Annotated in this window: 25 protein-coding genes and 1 pseudogene; 3 read left to right on the top strand and 23 right to left on the bottom strand. The window is 68.2% G+C overall.

From position 1 onward, the window contains the following. Window positions 1-3 precede the first annotated feature (3 nt). From rpsH to K4G64_RS40215, 21 genes are all read right to left on the bottom strand, one after another. The gene (rpsH, locus tag K4G64_RS18155) at window positions 4-402 is read right to left on the bottom strand and encodes a 30S ribosomal protein S8 (RefSeq protein WP_104789270.1); all 399 of its coding nucleotides are present in this window, start codon (window positions 400-402) and stop codon (window positions 4-6) included. A 213-nt stretch (window positions 403-615) separates the two neighbouring features. Beyond that, window positions 616-801: a type Z 30S ribosomal protein S14 gene (locus K4G64_RS18150; protein ID WP_003948630.1), complete on the bottom strand. Its 186-nt coding sequence runs from the start codon at window positions 799-801 to the stop codon at window positions 616-618. Between the two features lie 5 nt (window positions 802-806). Next, complete coding sequence (gene rplE, locus K4G64_RS18145; protein ID WP_030839657.1) at window positions 807-1,364, bottom strand: 50S ribosomal protein L5; 558 nt, start codon at window positions 1,362-1,364, stop codon at window positions 807-809. After that, window positions 1,364-1,687: a 50S ribosomal protein L24 gene (gene rplX, locus K4G64_RS18140; protein WP_003992365.1), complete on the bottom strand. Its 324-nt coding sequence runs from the start codon at window positions 1,685-1,687 to the stop codon at window positions 1,364-1,366. The genes rplE and rplX overlap by 1 nt, the downstream gene beginning before the upstream one ends. 2 nt (window positions 1,688-1,689) lie before the next feature. Next, window positions 1,690-2,058, bottom strand: a complete 369-nt coding sequence (rplN, locus tag K4G64_RS18135) for a 50S ribosomal protein L14 (protein WP_003992364.1) — start codon at window positions 2,056-2,058, stop codon at window positions 1,690-1,692. 107 nt (window positions 2,059-2,165) lie between these two features. Continuing rightward, on the bottom strand, window positions 2,166-2,453 hold the full coding sequence (gene rpsQ, locus K4G64_RS18130; RefSeq protein WP_010036717.1) for a 30S ribosomal protein S17: 288 nt from the start codon (window positions 2,451-2,453) through the stop codon (window positions 2,166-2,168). After that, window positions 2,453-2,677: a 50S ribosomal protein L29 gene (rpmC, locus tag K4G64_RS18125; RefSeq protein WP_003974259.1), complete on the bottom strand. Its 225-nt coding sequence runs from the start codon at window positions 2,675-2,677 to the stop codon at window positions 2,453-2,455. The genes rpsQ and rpmC overlap by 1 nt, the downstream gene beginning before the upstream one ends. Next, on the bottom strand, window positions 2,677-3,096 hold the full coding sequence (gene rplP, locus K4G64_RS18120; protein ID WP_003992362.1) for a 50S ribosomal protein L16: 420 nt from the start codon (window positions 3,094-3,096) through the stop codon (window positions 2,677-2,679). The genes rpmC and rplP overlap by 1 nt, the downstream gene beginning before the upstream one ends. A 5-nt stretch (window positions 3,097-3,101) precedes the next feature. Further along, a complete protein-coding gene (gene rpsC / locus K4G64_RS18115) occupies window positions 3,102-3,929 on the bottom strand; it encodes a 30S ribosomal protein S3 (RefSeq protein ID WP_030839666.1) in 828 nt (275 codons plus the stop codon). Beyond that, window positions 3,929-4,276, bottom strand: coding sequence for a 50S ribosomal protein L22 (gene rplV, locus K4G64_RS18110; protein WP_030839668.1), 348 nt, complete (start codon window positions 4,274-4,276; stop codon window positions 3,929-3,931). Before rplV ends, rpsC begins: the two co-directional genes overlap by 1 nt. A 42-nt stretch (window positions 4,277-4,318) precedes the next feature. After that, entirely contained in the window at window positions 4,319-4,600 is a 282-nt protein-coding gene (gene rpsS / locus K4G64_RS18105) for a 30S ribosomal protein S19 (protein WP_003992359.1), read from the bottom strand. A gap of 12 nt (window positions 4,601-4,612) precedes the next feature. Beyond that, window positions 4,613-5,449 carry a 50S ribosomal protein L2 gene (gene rplB, locus K4G64_RS18100; protein ID WP_030839671.1) on the bottom strand — a complete coding sequence of 279 codons (837 nt, stop codon included), beginning with the start codon at window positions 5,447-5,449 and terminating at the stop codon, window positions 4,613-4,615. A 40-nt stretch (window positions 5,450-5,489) separates the two neighbouring features. After that, on the bottom strand, window positions 5,490-5,909 hold the full coding sequence (rplW, locus tag K4G64_RS18095) for a 50S ribosomal protein L23 (RefSeq protein ID WP_031105224.1): 420 nt from the start codon (window positions 5,907-5,909) through the stop codon (window positions 5,490-5,492). After that, the gene (rplD, locus tag K4G64_RS18090; RefSeq protein ID WP_221757071.1) at window positions 5,909-6,565 is read right to left on the bottom strand and encodes a 50S ribosomal protein L4; all 657 of its coding nucleotides are present in this window, start codon (window positions 6,563-6,565) and stop codon (window positions 5,909-5,911) included. Before rplD ends, rplW begins: the two co-directional genes overlap by 1 nt. Before the next feature lie 7 nt (window positions 6,566-6,572). Then, the gene (gene rplC / locus K4G64_RS18085; RefSeq protein ID WP_030839681.1) at window positions 6,573-7,217 is read right to left on the bottom strand and encodes a 50S ribosomal protein L3; all 645 of its coding nucleotides are present in this window, start codon (window positions 7,215-7,217) and stop codon (window positions 6,573-6,575) included. Between the two features lie 17 nt (window positions 7,218-7,234). Continuing rightward, window positions 7,235-7,543, bottom strand: coding sequence for a 30S ribosomal protein S10 (gene rpsJ / locus K4G64_RS18080; protein WP_003948644.1), 309 nt, complete (start codon window positions 7,541-7,543; stop codon window positions 7,235-7,237). 699 nt (window positions 7,544-8,242) lie between these two features. Further along, window positions 8,243-8,662, bottom strand: a complete 420-nt coding sequence (locus K4G64_RS18075; RefSeq protein WP_221757070.1) for a hypothetical protein — start codon at window positions 8,660-8,662, stop codon at window positions 8,243-8,245. Next, window positions 8,653-9,165 (bottom strand): hypothetical protein, encoded by a 513-nt coding sequence (locus tag K4G64_RS18070; protein ID WP_221757069.1) that lies wholly within the window; start codon window positions 9,163-9,165, stop codon window positions 8,653-8,655. The genes K4G64_RS18075 and K4G64_RS18070 overlap by 10 nt, the downstream gene beginning before the upstream one ends. Next, entirely contained in the window at window positions 9,166-9,483 is a 318-nt protein-coding gene (locus K4G64_RS18065) for a hypothetical protein (protein ID WP_221757068.1), read from the bottom strand. It lies immediately after the preceding gene. Window positions 9,484-9,515: 32 nt separating this feature from the next. After that, window positions 9,516-10,499, bottom strand: a complete 984-nt coding sequence (locus K4G64_RS18060) for an SUKH-3 domain-containing protein (RefSeq protein WP_260460609.1) — start codon at window positions 10,497-10,499, stop codon at window positions 9,516-9,518. A 59-nt stretch (window positions 10,500-10,558) separates the two neighbouring features. Continuing rightward, window positions 10,559-11,146, bottom strand: coding sequence for a hypothetical protein (locus K4G64_RS40215; protein WP_260460608.1), 588 nt, complete (start codon window positions 11,144-11,146; stop codon window positions 10,559-10,561). A 137-nt stretch (window positions 11,147-11,283) separates the two neighbouring features. On the opposite strand from K4G64_RS40215, the gene K4G64_RS18050 reads away from it, so the two are divergent. After that, entirely contained in the window at window positions 11,284-12,684 is a 1,401-nt protein-coding gene (locus K4G64_RS18050) for a S41 family peptidase (protein ID WP_374206424.1), read from the top strand. Here the strand turns inward: K4G64_RS18050 and K4G64_RS18045 are convergent. Both K4G64_RS18045 and K4G64_RS18040 read right to left on the bottom strand, forming a co-directional pair. After that, window positions 12,681-12,863: a DUF397 domain-containing protein gene (locus K4G64_RS18045; protein ID WP_221757066.1), complete on the bottom strand. Its 183-nt coding sequence runs from the start codon at window positions 12,861-12,863 to the stop codon at window positions 12,681-12,683. The two genes, K4G64_RS18050 and K4G64_RS18045, sit on opposite strands and share 4 nt — an antisense overlap. Then, window positions 12,860-13,738 (bottom strand): helix-turn-helix transcriptional regulator, encoded by an 879-nt coding sequence (locus K4G64_RS18040; protein ID WP_221757065.1) that lies wholly within the window; start codon window positions 13,736-13,738, stop codon window positions 12,860-12,862. The genes K4G64_RS18045 and K4G64_RS18040 overlap by 4 nt, the downstream gene beginning before the upstream one ends. Window positions 13,739-13,893: 155 nt before the next feature. Here K4G64_RS18040 and K4G64_RS18035 point away from each other — a divergent pair, with 155 nt between their 5' ends. Together K4G64_RS18035 and K4G64_RS18030 are read left to right on the top strand one after the other, a co-directional pair. Then, a complete protein-coding gene (locus tag K4G64_RS18035) occupies window positions 13,894-14,346 on the top strand; it encodes an ATP-binding protein (RefSeq protein ID WP_221757064.1) in 453 nt (150 codons plus the stop codon). Window positions 14,347-14,558: 212 nt separating this feature from the next. After that, window positions 14,559-15,023, top strand: a pseudogene (locus tag K4G64_RS18030) (helix-turn-helix domain-containing protein); the annotation flags it as partial.

The raw sequence follows: 15,023 nt of genomic DNA, 5'->3' as shown, positions 1-15,023 counted from the left end.
GAATTACCAGACGTAGGCGAGGACTTCCCCACCCACGCCCTTCTTCTGCGCCTGCTGGCCGGTCAGGAGCCCGTGCGACGTGGAGATGATGGCCACGCCCAGGCCGCCCAGAACCTTCGGCAGGTTGGTGGACTTCGCGTACACCCGGAGACCGGGCTTGGAGATCCGCTTGATGCCCGCGATGGAGCGCTCACGGTTGGGGCCGAACTTCAGCTCCAGGACGAGGTTCTTGCCGACCTCGGCGTCCTCGACCTTCCAGCCCGTGATGAAGCCCTCCTGCTGGAGGATCTCCGCGATGTGCGACTTGATCTTGGACGCCGGCATCGTCACGGAGTCGTGGTACGCCGAGTTCGCGTTCCGCAGACGCGTCAGCATGTCTGCGATCGGATCAGTCATGGTCATGAATTGGCCTGTGGCCTCTCTCGCCGGGGTTTCCTGGTGCGCCATCCCTCTCCCCGATCCGAGACGGGACGGGTGCGGCGCGGTGGACCTACGGCGTAGTAAGTCGTAAGGGCGGCGGCAGACGCCCAACCCCACAAGCCTAAGGCATGTGGGCTGGGCGTCCTGCCGCCCCAGATGCTTACCGAGAGCCCTGCAAATCCCCTATTCGGGGGATTACCAGGAGCTCTTGGTCACGCCCGGCAGCTCGCCACGGTGAGCCATCTCACGAAGGCACACGCGGCACAGGCCGAACTTGCGGTACACGGAGTGCGGGCGGCCGCAGCGCTGGCAGCGGGTGTAGCCACGCACACCGAACTTGGGCTTGCGAGCAGCCTTAGCGATCAGAGCCTTCTTCGCCATCTCGCTCACGCCTCCTTGAAGGGGAAGCCGAGGTGACGAAGGAGCGCGCGGCCCTCAGCGTCGTTGGTCGCCGTGGTCACCACGGTGATGTCCATACCCCGGGTGCGGTCGATCTTGTCCTGGTCGATCTCGTGGAACATGACCTGCTCCGTGAGACCGAAGGTGTAGTTGCCACGGCCGTCGAACTGCTTGGGGGACAGGCCGCGGAAGTCGCGGATGCGCGGCAGCGCGAGCGACAGGGTGCGGTCCAGGAACTCCCACATGCGGTCGCCACGGAGCGTGACGTGGGCACCGATCGGCTGGCCCTCACGCAGCTTGAACTGCGCGATGGACTTGCGGGCCTTGGTGACGGCCGGCTTCTGACCGGTGATCGTGGTGAGGTCGCGGATGGCGCCCTCGATCAGCTTGGAGTCGCGGGCGGCGTCGCCCACACCCATGTTGACCACGATCTTGACGAGACCGGGGATCTGCATGACGTTCTCGTACTTGAACTCGTCACGCAGCTTGCCCGTGATCTCCTCACGGTACTTCTGCTTCAGACGCGGGCTGGTGGTGGTCGTCATCAGATGTCCTCACCCGTCCGCTTGGCAACGCGGATCTTGTTGCCTTCGTCGTCGAAGCGGTAACCGACGCGGGTCACGACCTTGTTGCCGTCCTTCTCCACGACCAGCTGGACGTTGGAGACGTGGATCGGCGCCTCGGTGGTGACGATGCCGCCGGCCTGCGAACCGCGAGCCGTCGGACCGGCCTTGGTGTGCTTCTTGACCCGGTTGACACCCTCGACCAGGACGCGGTCCTCGCGGGGGAAGGCCGCGATGACCTTGCCCTGCTTGCCCTTGTCCTTACCGGTGATGACCTGAACCAGGTCGCCCTTCTTGATCTTCATGCTCACAGCACCTCCGGCGCGAGGGAGATGATCTTCATGAACTTCTTCTCGCGCAGCTCCCGGCCCACCGGGCCGAAGATACGGGTGCCACGAGGGTCGCCGTCGTTCTTGAGAATGACGGCGGCGTTCTCGTCGAAGCGGATGTACGAGCCGTCCGGACGGCGGCGCTCCTTGACGGTGCGAACGATGACCGCCTTGATGACGTCACCCTTCTTCACGTTGCCGCCGGGGATCGCGTCCTTGACGGTGGCGACGATGACGTCACCGATACCCGCGTAGCGGCGACCGGAGCCGCCGAGCACACGGATGCAAAGGATCTCCTTCGCACCAGTGTTGTCGGCGACACGCAGTCGCGACTCCTGCTGGATCACGTCTATCTCCTGATTGTCTGCCGGTTCCCGGGGCGGGGTCACACTTACACACGCGACCCCGCCCCGAGCCTGGCGGAACGATTCCTAGGGGGTCCCCCTAGGAGGGATTACTTGGCCTTCTCGAGGATCTCGACGACGCGCCAGCGCTTGGTCGCGGACAGCGGCCGGGTCTCCATGAGGAGGACGCGGTCGCCGACACCCGCGGCGTTCTGCTCGTCGTGGGCCTTGAGCTTGTTGGTACGGCGGATGACCTTGCCGTACAGCGCGTGCTTGACGCGGTCCTCGACGGCGACGACGACGGTCTTGTCCATCTTGTCGCTGACGACCAGGCCCTCGCGGGTCTTGCGGAAACCGCGGTCCGTCTTGGTCTCTTCAGTCACGTTGCTCTCGCTCATCAGGCGCTCTCCACCGTCTCGATGCCCAGCTCGCGCTCACGCATCAGGGTGTAGATCCGCGCGATGTCCTTGCGGACGGCCTTGAGCCGACCGTGGTTCTCGAGCTGACCCGTCGCCGCCTGGAAGCGGAGGTTGAACAGCTCTTCCTTGGCCTCGCGGAGCTTCGCGAGAAGCTCCTCGTTGCCCAGCTCGCGCAGCTCAGACGCCTTGGTACCGGCCGACATCACGCTTCACCTGCCTCGCGCTTGACGATCTTGCACTTCATCGGCAGCTTGTGAGCCGCACGGGTCAGAGCCTCGCGCGCGATCTTCTCGTTGGGGTACGACAGCTCGAACATCACACGTCCGGGCTTGACGTTGGCGATCCACCACTCAGGAGAACCCTTACCGGAACCCATGCGGGTCTCGGCGGGCTTCTTGGTGAGGGGGCGGTCCGGGTAGATGTTGATCCAGACCTTGCCGCCACGCTTGATGTGGCGGGTCATCGCGATACGAGCCGCCTCGATCTGGCGGTTCGTCACGTAGGCCGGGGTCAGCGCCTGGATGCCGTACTCGCCGAACGCAACCTGCGTGCCACCCTTGGACATGCCGTTGCGCTTGGGGTGGTGCTGCTTGCGGTGCTTGACCCTACGGGGGATCAGCATGACGGTCAGGCCTCCGTTCCGGTGCTCTCAGCCGGAGCGGCGGCGGGAGCCTCGGCCTTGGGGGCCTCGGCGCCGGCAGCCTGCTGCGGCTTACGACCGCGCCCGCCACGCTCGCCACCGCGGCCACCACGGGCCGGGCGGTCGGCGCCACCACGGGCCGGGCGGTTACCCGCACGGGCCGCGGCGTTCTCGGCGCGGACCTCGGCGATGTTCTTGACGTCGCCCTTGTAGATCCAGACCTTCACGCCGATGCGGCCGAAGGTCGTCTTGGCCTCGAAGAAGCCGTAGTCCACGTTCGCGCGGAGCGTGTGCAGGGGCACACGGCCCTCGCGGTAGAACTCCGAGCGGGACATCTCGGCGCCACCGAGGCGGCCACCGCACTGGATCTTGATGCCCTTGGCGCCGGCCTTCATCGCCGACTGCATGCTCTTACGCATGGCGCGGCGGAAGGAGACGCGGGAGGAGAGCTGCTCGGCGACGGCCTGGGCAACCAGCTGAGCGTCGGTCTCGGGGTTCTTGACCTCGAGGATGTTCAGCTGGACCTGCTTGCCGGTGAGCTTCTCGAGGTCACCGCGGATGCGGTCGGCCTCGGCGCCGCGGCGGCCGATGACGATGCCCGGACGAGCGGTGTGGATGTCCACACGCACGCGGTCACGGGTGCGCTCGATCTCAACCTTCGAGATGCCGGCGCGCTCCATGCCGGACGTCATCATCCGACGGATGGCGACGTCTTCCTTGACGTAGTCCTTGTACAGCTTGTCGGCGTACCAACGCGACTTGAAGTCGGTCGTGACACCGAGCCGGAACCCGTGCGGGTTTACCTTCTGGCCCATTACCGGGTTCCTTCCTTGCTGCTGACGACCACGGTGATGTGGCTGGTCCGCTTGCGGATCCGGTAGGCACGGCCCTGGGCGCGCGGCCGGAACCGCTTCAGGGTCGGGCCCTCGTCGACGTAGGCCTCGGAGACGAAGAGGCTGTCGACATCGGTGTGGTCGTAGTTGTGCGCGGCGTTGGCGATGGCGCTGTCAAGCACCTTGCCGACCGGCTGGCTCGCGGCCTGCGGGGCGAAACGCAGGACCGCCTGAGCCTCCGTGGCGTTCAGGCCACGGATGAGGTCCACCACGCGGCGGGCCTTCATGGGCGTGACGCGGATGTACCGCGCCTGGGCCCTGGCTTCCATGGTTGTCCTTCCAGTGTCTGTCATGGTCATTCCACCCCGCGCTTAGCGGCGCTTCGACTTCCGGTCGTCCTTGACGTGACCCCGGAAGGTGCGCGTCGGCGAGAACTCGCCGAGCTTGTGGCCGACCATCGACTCGGTGACGAACACCGGAATGTGGGTCTTGCCGTTGTGCACCGCGAGCGTGTGGCCGAGCATGGCCGGCACGATCATGGAGCGACGGGACCAGGTCTTGATGACGTTCTTGGTGCCGGCTTCGTTCTGGGCGTCCACCTTCTTGATCAGGTGGTCGTCGACGAAGGGCCCCTTCTTCAAGCTACGAGGCATCTCAACCCGTCCTTAGCGCTTCTTGTTCGTCTTGCGGCGGCGGACGATGTACTTGTTCGACGCCTTCTTGGGCGAACGAGTACGGCCTTCCTTCTTGCCCCAGGGGGACACCGGGTGACGACCACCCGAGGTACGGCCTTCGCCACCACCGTGCGGGTGGTCCACCGGGTTCATGACCACACCACGCACGGTCGGGCGAACGCCCAGCCAGCGCTTACGGCCCGCCTTACCCCAGTTGATGTTGCTCTGCTCGGCGTTGCCCACCTCGCCGACCGTGGCGCGGCAGCGCTGGTCGACCAGGCGGATCTCACCGGACGGCATGCGGAGGTGGGCCATGGAGCCCTCCTTCGCGAGCAGCTGCACGGAGGCGCCGGCGGAGCGGGCGAACTTCGCGCCGCCGCCCGGACGCAGCTCGATGGCGTGCAGCGTGGTACCGACCGGGATGTTACGCAGGGCAAGGTTGTTGCCCGGCTTGATGTCGGCCCCGGGACCGTTCTCGACGCGGTCACCCTGCTGCAGGTTGCGCGGGGCGAGGATGTAGCGCTTCTCGCCGTCGGCGTAGTGCAGCAGCGCGATGCGCGCGGTGCGGTTGGGGTCGTACTCGATGTGCGCGACCTTCGCCGGCACGCCGTCCTTGTCGTGACGACGGAAGTCGATCACGCGGTAGGCGCGCTTGTGGCCACCGCCCTGGTGGCGGACGGTCACACGACCGGAGTTGTTACGGCCACCCTTGCTGTGCAGGGGGCGGACCAACGACTTCTCCGGCGTGGACCGCGTGACCTCGACGAAGTCGGCGACGCTGGAGCCGCGACGGCCCGGCGTAGTCGGCTTGTACTTGCGGATTCCCATTTCTCAGTCCTCGTCCGATATCGGACGATCCGGACCGCCCTTAGGCGGTCGGACCGCCGAAGATGTCGATACGGTCGCCCTCAGCGAGGGTCACGATCGCGCGCTTGGTGGACGCGCGCTGGCCGAAGCCGGTGCGGGTCCGCTTGCGCTTGCCCTGGCGGTTGATCGTGTTGACCCCGGTGACCTTGACCGAGAAGACCGCCTGGACGGCCTGCTTGATCTGGGTCTTGTTGGCGCTCGGGTCCACGACGAACGTGTACTTGCCCTCGTCGAGAAGCGCGTAGCTCTTCTCGGAGACGACCGGCTTGAGCAGCACGTCACGGGGGTCCGTGAAGGACTTGCTCAGCGGGGTCTCGACGGTGTTCTTGCCCTCGGCGGCGTGGCGGCGCGCCTTGGCGACGCGCGCGGCCTTGGCCTTCTTCGCCGCCTTGGAGGCGATAGCGGGGTGACGGATAGCCATCAGACCTCGCTCCCTTCGGTGTCATTGGCCTTCGGGCCGGACACGAAGGACTCGAAGGCGGCCTTGGTGAAGACCACGTCGTCCGAGACGAGAACGTCGTACGTGTTCAGCTGGCCCGGCTCCAGGATGTGGATCTGGGGCAGGTTGCGGGCGGACAGCCACGCGGCCTCGTCGGCGCGGTCGACGACCAGGAGCAGGTTCTTGCGCTCCGAGATCTTGCCGAACAGCGTCTTGGCGGCCTTCGTCGACGGGTTGTCACCCTCGACGACGCCGGAGACGACGTGGATGCGGTTGTGGCGGGCCCGGTCGGTGAGGGCGTGGCGCAGGGCCGCGGCCTTCATCTTCTTCGGGGTCCGCTGCGAGTAGTCACGCGGCACGGGACCGTGCACGACGCCACCACCGGCGAACTGCGGCGCGCGGGTCGAGCCCTGACGGGCGCGGCCGGTGCCCTTCTGGCGGTACGGCTTCTTGCCGCCACCACGGACTTCACCGCGACGCTTGGTCTTGTGCGTGCCCTGGCGGGCAGCGGCGTTCTGCGCGACGACGACCTGGTGGATCAGCGGGATGCTGATCTTCTCCACGCCGAAGATCTCCGCGGGGAGCTCGACGCTACCGGTCTTCTCGCCTGCAGGCGAAAGGATGTCAACAGTGCTCATCGGTACCTCAGGCCCCCTTGGCCGCGGTGCGGACCAGGACGAGGCCGCCGTTCGGACCGGGAACCGCGCCCTTGATGAGCAGCAGACCCTTCTCCGCGTCAACGGCGTGGACGGTCAGGTTCTGGGTGGTGACACGCTCGTTGCCCATGCGACCCGCCATACGGAGGCCCTTGAACACGCGGCCCGGGGTGGCGCAGCCACCGATGGAACCGGGCGAGCGGTGCTTGCGCTGGGTGCCGTGTCCGGCGCCGAGGCCCTTGAAGTTGTGACGCTTCATGACACCGGCGAAGCCCTTGCCCTTGCTCTTGCCGGTCACGTCGACCTTGAGGCCGGCCTCGAACACCTCAGCGGTGATCTCCTGGCCGAGGGTGTACTCGCTGGCGTCAGCGGTACGGATCTCGACGAGGTGGCGGCGGGGAGTGACGTCGGCCTTGGCGAAGTGGCCCTTGAGGGGCTTGTTCACCTTGCGCGGGTCGATCTCGCCGAACGCGATCTGGACGGACTCGTAGCCGTCGACGTCGTTCGTACGGACCTGGGTGACGACGTTGGGGCCGGCCTTGACGACGGTGACCGGAACAACACGGTTGTTCGCGTCCCACACCTGCGTCATGCCGAGCTTCTCGCCCAGGATGCCCTTGATCTGCTTAGCCATTCTCAGATCACCGGCCTTCAGAGCTTGATCTCGATGTCGACACCGGCCGGGAGGTCGAGTCGCATCAGAGAGTCAACGGTCTTGGGGGTCGGGTCGAGGATGTCGATCAGGCGCTTGTGCGTGCGCATCTCGAAGTGCTCGCGCGAGTCCTTGTACTTGTGCGGCGACTTGATGACGCAGTACACGTTCTTCTCAGTGGGCAGCGGCACCGGGCCCGCGACCGACGCACCAGTGCGGGTCACCGTCTCGACGATCTTCTTCGCCGAGGAGTCGATGACCTCGTGGTCGTAGGCCTTGAGCCGGATGCGGATCTTCTGTCCCGCCATGGCTACTCAGTAGTCCTGTCTCTCTTACGCTCTGGAACCCGGTGGATTCCTTCTGCTGCCTTCGTTCCTCCGACCCACGCGGTCGGGCGTGTCGCACTGCCGCTGACACAGATGTCCCTTGTTCGAACATCCCTGCTGGGAATGCACACGGCCCTTCCGGAACCGCAGGCCGGGGGCGAAGGCCCACCGGGTGCCTGGTCGGTGCCGCGCTGACACTTCCCGGAAGATTCCCGTACGTCCGCCCCAGCGCTGCCGTGGTGGCAGTTAGGGCGACGAGTACTGTGGGACTCGCTTCCGGTCCCCCCGGCGGGAGGCGCGCAGCATCAACACTCGACCGAGCAACTCGGACAGTCTGCCATATGGGGCGGCGGCTACGCCAATCGAGCCGAGGAGAATACCCCGGGGGTGACGGAGGTCAAACACAAGGCCGGACCAGCCCGGGCCGCTCCCCTCGCAGGAGCCGCTCCAGCTCCGCGTCGTAGGCCCTGTGGCCGGGCCTTCCCCCACTCGGGCGCATCGGACGCCGGGTGCAGGATGCCGGGCAGGTGGGCGACGCGCCACGTGCGGTGGACGTCGGCGGGGGCGATCCCGGCACGGCCCGGTGCGGCGAGGCCGCATGCGACCCGGAGGATCTCCGCGACCCTGGCGGCCCCCTCCCCCGGCTCGGTGCCGGCGGCGAGGGCAGCGGTGACGAGGCCCTCAAGCAGCCGGGTCAGCTGAAGATCGGCCCCCGATGCGGCACATGCGCCGCACCAGCTCGGACTCCTCCAGGCGCTCCGGGGGCTGGGGGACGCCGGTGATCCCCTCGGACCAGAGCAGCAGGGAGGCCGCGGGCACGTCGTGGTCCGCGAAGTACCCGAGCTCGTCGGCGACGGCCATGACCTCTCCGGAGAACCGCCCGACCACCCGGACGCCCTCCAGGAGACGGCGCAGATCGTCCTGCCAGGATTCGAGGAATGCCCCGACCGAGACGTCGGGGAGCAGCCAGGTTCCGGTAGCCCGGACGGCACCGATCTCCACGACGCCTCCCAGGGCGGCGAAGACAGCCCGCGCCATGGGCTCGGCTCGGGCCGGGGGGACCCGGCCGTCGCCCCACTCCAGGCTGCGCGTCAGAGCCACTCCCCCGCGTCGTCCTGCTCGCCTGTGTCGTGGCCCCGCATCACGACCACCAGCTGAACGGGTGCGTCGGTGTCGTCATGCTTGACGCCGGCCAGGAGGACCTTGTCCCCGATCCGCCAGGCGGTGTGATCGATGTAGTCCGCCCCGTCCGTCAGGTCCTCGTCCACGGTCTCGAGGCGCGCCCCGAGCACTCCCGACTCCAACTGGTCGGCAACCCGGGGGAGTTCGGCGGAAGCGGCGTCGTACAGCTCGTCGATGTAGGTGTCCGGGTCCGGCCGCTCGTCCTCGACCTCCCGGTACCAGAGCGTGAACTCGACCTCCACCGGGCCGTCGCCCTGGATCCAGGCGTGCGCGTCATCGCGGCGCCACGTCGTCGCCCATTCCGTCGCCGGGTTCCTGCGCTCGCCTTCCCAGCCGGAGGCGACGAGAACGGCGGCCACCGCTGGGCCGGTGAGTTCGTCGAGTTCGGACAGCTGACCCAGTTCCGCGCTTACGTCAACCATTTACTCATTCCGCTCATACCGTTTCGCCCTCGGGGCCCTCCCCCTCGCTCCTGGCGGGAGGACCAGTTGTCCACCGGAGTCGTACGCGTAGCTCTCGGTCCACGACCCCGCACGGACACCGGTGGCCCGGCCCTTGGCGTCCAGCTCATAGAGCTTCCTGCCGTCTTCGGCGTCGATCGTCTCGACGGGACCGCCTGCGCTGTGTACGTACCGGCGGTCGACGGACGGCTTCCCCAAGGCGGCATGGTCCGCCATGCCGTACGGCGGAAAGGCGGGCCTCAGCTCCACGAGATCGACCACCAAGAGCCTGCCATGCACCCCGGGCACCCTCAGGCGTGGATCGCAGGATGTCAGGCGACGGTCGGCCGGATCCTGCTGGTGAGCCTCTGCAGTGCCTCGTCGGGTGTGGGAGCCAGCAGCCAGACACTGTCCATGCCGGCGAAGACCGAGCCGTCCTCCGCCATGGCCAGGTACTGATTCCCGCGGTCGCGCATGCCGATGGGGTACAGGTCGACGCCTGCCTGCTCGGCCAGATCGTCGATGATCTCCGCGTCCCAGAACGCCAGCAGCGGATCCAGCGAGAACTCCATCCACGGCATCGAGTCCCATGGCTCACGGTAGGGCGCCCCGACGGCACCGAACTCCGACAGGAACCGTCGTGCCGCGTCGTGCATCTCGAACTCGCCGGTCTGCAGAAGGATGCCCTCCCAGGTGTCCGTAGGGACCGACCGGCCCGGGAACCAACCGCCCGCCCGCAGCACCCGTTCCGTCTCCTCGGACCAGCGCTTCCCGGCGTCCGGGCCGGTCTCCATGGTGTGCAGCCGCTTCCAGAATGGGTGCTCGGGCGCCGGAGCAGCGGGCACCCAGAGGACGGACTGGGCGCCCTGCACACCGACCAGACGGTCCAGCGCCTGATCGGGGGTTGAGGCAAGCAGTTCCACGCGGTCCCTTACAAGGTGGAGTGCCCCGTCCTCGGTGATGCCGACGAAGCTGGCGCCTTCATCGGCCGTGCCCACGGGGCAGAGGGACGCCCTCGCTTCCCGGCTCGCCTTCGCGAACCGCTCGTCCTGCCACTGGGCACGGAGGGGATCGAACCGGATGGCGGACGACGTGGTGATCGAATCGGCGGGCCAGCCGTAGGTCACCAGCCCGCCGAATTCCGAGAGAAACCGGCGTGCCGCATCGTGAGCCACAAAGGCCCCGCGCTCGCTCAGAACCGACTCCCAGGTGATGGTCGGCACCGACCGCCCGGGGCGCCAGCCCGCACGGCGCAGTGCGTCTTCGGTCTGCGGGGACCAGTCCCGCGTGCAAGCGTCGCTCGGGGACCCTGCCAGGGCCGTCGACAGGCAGGTTTTCCTGCCGCTCCGGTGCGCCGGTCTCCCCGTTCGCTCGATCACGTGTGCGCACATCGTGCCACTACCTCTCCAGCGTCCAGAACGGTGAGTCCTTCGGAGGTCAGCCCCACGCCGAACGCAACCGACTCCCGCGTCCCGTACACCGCGTTGATTCTGGCGACCGCCTCCGCGCGGCCGATGCCGGCGCGTTCCACCAGTACGTCCGCCATCTCCCGGAAGTACACGAGCATCTCGTCGTCGAGGGGCATCACGAACTCCGTGCCGGTCGTGCCGGCCGTGGGCCACGCCCCGAATTCCACGAGCCGGCGCAGGCGCCGGACCTCTGCCACGAGCTCTGGCACCACCTGCCTGGCCATGGCGATGAACGCGGCGTTCTGGTCCCAGAGTCCGTCGGCGCAGTCGACGTAACGAGGTTGCTGGACGAGGGTGGCCGCGATCAGTTCCCGGTGGTCGAAGCCGGGCCATCGTTCGGCCCGGCCCGTGTCCGGCACCGTGCTGACCGCCACCAGGTTCATGGCATGGTCATCGTCCAGGTTCCTGACGTGCCACGGCCCCGGGGTGGCGGACCCGCACAGTTCCTCTATCGCGTCCAGGTCGAGTTCGTCGCGCGCCGCATCTGAGGTCATGCTCCAGTGTTGCGGCCCGGCAGCGGCGAACCGGCCGGGGGCTGCCCCCACCTCTGCCCTCCGGCCCGCCGGATGGCCCGCCCCCGCTCCCCCAGGCACCGTAGGGGCACCGACCACACAGCAGGGGGAACCCATCCGTGCGCACCACCACCGCCACCGTCACCGCCCTCGCCCTGGCCCTCGCCGCAGCCGCCACGGCGCCCGCCACGGCCGCCTCCACCCCCGGCAAGCCGGGCACCGACGGCCTCTGGCGCATGGACGGTTACGGCATCGTCCTCTCGCTCGACGGCGACACCCTCCAGGAGTTCCAGACGACGTCCGTCAGCTGCCTCAAGGGTGACAGTGCTCGGCGGACCGGCCCCGGCACGTACGCGACCCCTGACGGCACCACTTTGACCGTCCGGCCCGGCCCCGGCGCCGACCGCGCCACCCTGGGCTACGACACCTCGGTCGGACACCGCTCGCTGCGACGGATCCAGAAGCTGCCGACCGACTGCACCCGCCCCACCCCCAAGGACGCCCGCGCGGCCTTCGACGTCTTCTGGCACTCCTTCGCCGAGAACTACCCCTTCTTCGCCGCGAAGGGCGTCGACTGGCAGGCCATGAGGGCCCGTTACCGGCCCGAGGTGTTCGCGGACACCACCCGCAAGGAGCTCTTCGGCATCTTCAGCGACATGGTGCGGCCTCTCCACGACGCCCATGTCGCCGTCCTGGACGGAGACCAGGTCTTCGCCCAGGTGCGGCCCGGGACCGAGCCGCCCTCCCCCGAACTCGACGCCAAGGCAAAGAAGTTCATCGCCGAACGCGCCCTCGGGAATGCCCCGTACCGCCAGGACTTCGCCAACGGCCGCATCACCTACGCCGACCTCCCCGGCCGCGCGGATCGCCCTGCGGACCAGGGCTACCTCCGCATCTCCGGCTTCGCCGGCTACACCGCCGAGGACGCCCCCTACCCCGCCCATCTCGCCGAACTCGACAAGGCCCTGGACACGATCCTCACCCCCAGGCGCACCCACCGCCTCAAGGGCCTGATCATCGACCTGCGCATCAACGGCGGCGGCTCCGACGCCCTCGGCATCCACATCGCCGAGCGCCTCACGGACCGGCCCTACGTCGCCTACGCCAAGCGCGCCCGCAACCACCCCACCGACCCGGACCGGCACACCCGCCCCGAGCCCGTCCGGGTCGTACCGGCGGCCGGGCCCCGCTACACCGGCCCCATCGCCGTACTGACCTCGGGCACGACCGTCAGCGCCGGCGAGTCCTTCACGCAGGCCCTGATCGACCGGCCGGGCGGCACGGTTCGTATCGGGCAGCCGACCCAGGGCGTCTTCTCCGACGTCATGGAACGCAGCCTCCCCAACGGCATGACGGCGATCCTCCCCAACGAGGAGTTCCTCAACCGGTCGGGCCGGACCTACGACGGCACCGGCATCCCGCCCCACATCACCACGCCGGTGTTCACCAAGGAGGAGTTCACCGAGAAGCGAGACTCGGCGTTCGACCGAGCCGTGCGCGTCCTGCGGAACGACGGCTAGACAGAGGCCAGGAACTCCGACCAGGCCTCCGGCGTGAGCGCGAGCCGGGGGCCTTCGGTGTGCTTGGAGTCCCGGACGTGGACGGTGTGGGGGGCTATGGCGATCTCGACGCAGGACTCGCCGTTGGTACCGCTGCTGTAGCTGCTCTTGAACCAAGCCAGTTCAGCGTTGCGGATCATGTCTCTCCCAGCAGTGTCTCGATAAAGGCCAGCGACTCCCGGGGTGGGAGAGCCTGCGCCCGGAGGGTCCCATAGTGCAGCTCCAGGATGCGGAGTTGCCTCGGCTCAGAGACAGGTCGGCCGTTGTACAGACCGTCTGCGCGACCCACTGCCGTACCGTCCGGGAACTTCAGCAACTCGATCCGGCCATCCAGCCCTGGATGAGCGTCGCTGTTCGTCGGCATGACCTGAAGCGTGACGTTGTTCAAGCGCCCCACCTCCAGCAGACGTTCGAGCTGCTGCCGCCACACCATTGTGCCCCCGACTTGTCGACGTAGCGGTGCCTCTTCCAGGACGAAATGGACGGACGGAGCGGGGTCGCGTTCGAATACCGCCTGCCGGGCCAGACGAGCGGCCACCATTCGATCGATGTCGTCCGGCGAGTAGGACGGCTGCCACGCCTCGAACAAGGCCCGCGCATGCTGCGGCGTCTGTAACAGCCCATGGACGCTGTTGCACTCATACACCCCGATCTCCACCGCCTGCCCCTCCAACTTGGCAAGCTCGCGCACCTTCTTGGGATACCGAACCCTCTTCACGTCCTCCCAGGCCGCCGCGATCAGCCCACCCGCCCCCAGCACCTCATCGGCCCTGACCAGATAGTCCTGCCGAGGGATGCGCTTCCCTCCCTCGATCTTGTAGACCATGTCCTCGCCGTACCCGACCGCCGTCCCGAACTCGGCGGCTCGCATCCCCACCGCCTCACGCCGCAGCTTCAGCTGCCGCCCGACGGTCGCGATGACCGCGACACCCCACTCGTCATCGGGATCGACTTCCCAACCTGGCTCGTCCGCCTCGCCCTTGAGCCGCCCCGAGTCCGCCTCGACCGCCGTCATCCCGCACCCTTCCGCCGTCGAACGGCCGTGCCCAGCGCCCTACCCGTACACCCGGCCCTGACAGCCCGGACAGCGCCGGACAAGCTCCGGACAGTCACCGTACGCACCCGCTGAGTCACTGTTCACGGTAAGCGCGGACAGCCACGCTGAGTGACGTGAAGCAGAACTCCCCCGAACTCCGCTCCCCCGTCCGCAACTCCAGCCTCCAGCTCTCCGCCACCCCGCGCGGCGCCCGCCTGGCCCGCCTCCTCGCCGCCGAGCAGCTGCGTTCCTGGGGACTGCCGCTGGACCCTGCGCGGCAGGTCATCGCGGAGCTGTCGACCAACGCGGCGACACACGGCCGAACCCCCGGCCGCGACTTCCGCCTGCTCCTCTACGTCGTCGCCGGCACCCTCCGCATCGAGGTGACGGACACCCGCGCGGACCGCCTGCCGACAGCCCGCCCCGGCTTGGGGCTGCTCCTGGTCGACGCGCTGGCCGATCGCTGGGGCGTCACCCGGGGCCTGCCGCCCCGCAAGACGGTCTGGGCGGAGCTCGACCTCGCGCCGGAACCCGAAAGTGCGCGCTCCGGCGGTACAGGCGCCTTCCTCCAAGGACCACAGGGGTGAAAGAACCCGGCCAAACCCCACCCTTCCCCCCAGCCGCAGGGCTGCCTCACTCTCGCGGGTGAACATCACCAACTCAGCTGGATTCGGGGGCCCTTGCCTGCCCTACGCTCAGCGCAACACGTCACGACACAGCCGCAGACATGCGACGGCCCCCGCCGGGACGGGCAATCCCAAGGCGAGGGCCTGACCACCGAGGAAGAAGAGCCTTCCTGATGGATACGCAGAACCCTAACGTGCCCTCGCACGCCCACACCCGGGTTGCCGGAAAGAAGCACCCGAACCGGCGGCACCCCCACTCCGGCCTGGTGCACGACAACGCCCGCCACACCACCCGCTTCACGGTGATCGGCAACCACCTGGCCCAGCACCCGGAGCTGTCCCTGCTCGCGATCGGGCTGTCGGTGCACATCCAGTCGCTCCCGGCGGGCGCCCGCATCGACATCAAGTCCCTTGCCGCCCGCTTCCCGGAGGGCACGACCCGTATCGCCGCGGCCCTGCGCGAGCTGGAGACGCACGGCTACCTGCGCCGCACCCGCGAGCGCGTCCCGGACGGCCGGATCATCACCCGCACGACCTCCTGCAACCAGCCGGGCCACAGCGGTACGGACACCCCGCGCCCCGCCCCGAGGAGGCGGACGAGGCAGCCCGGCGGCAAACCCCTCCCCGCGGTCCCGCGC

Origin of the sequence: Streptomyces sp. WAC04114, assembly GCF_019733245.1 — a bacterium.
GTDB classification, from domain to species: Bacteria; Actinomycetota; Actinomycetes; order Streptomycetales; family Streptomycetaceae; genus Streptomyces; species Streptomyces massasporeus_A.
This window is presented reverse-complemented; position numbering and strand designations above follow the sequence as displayed.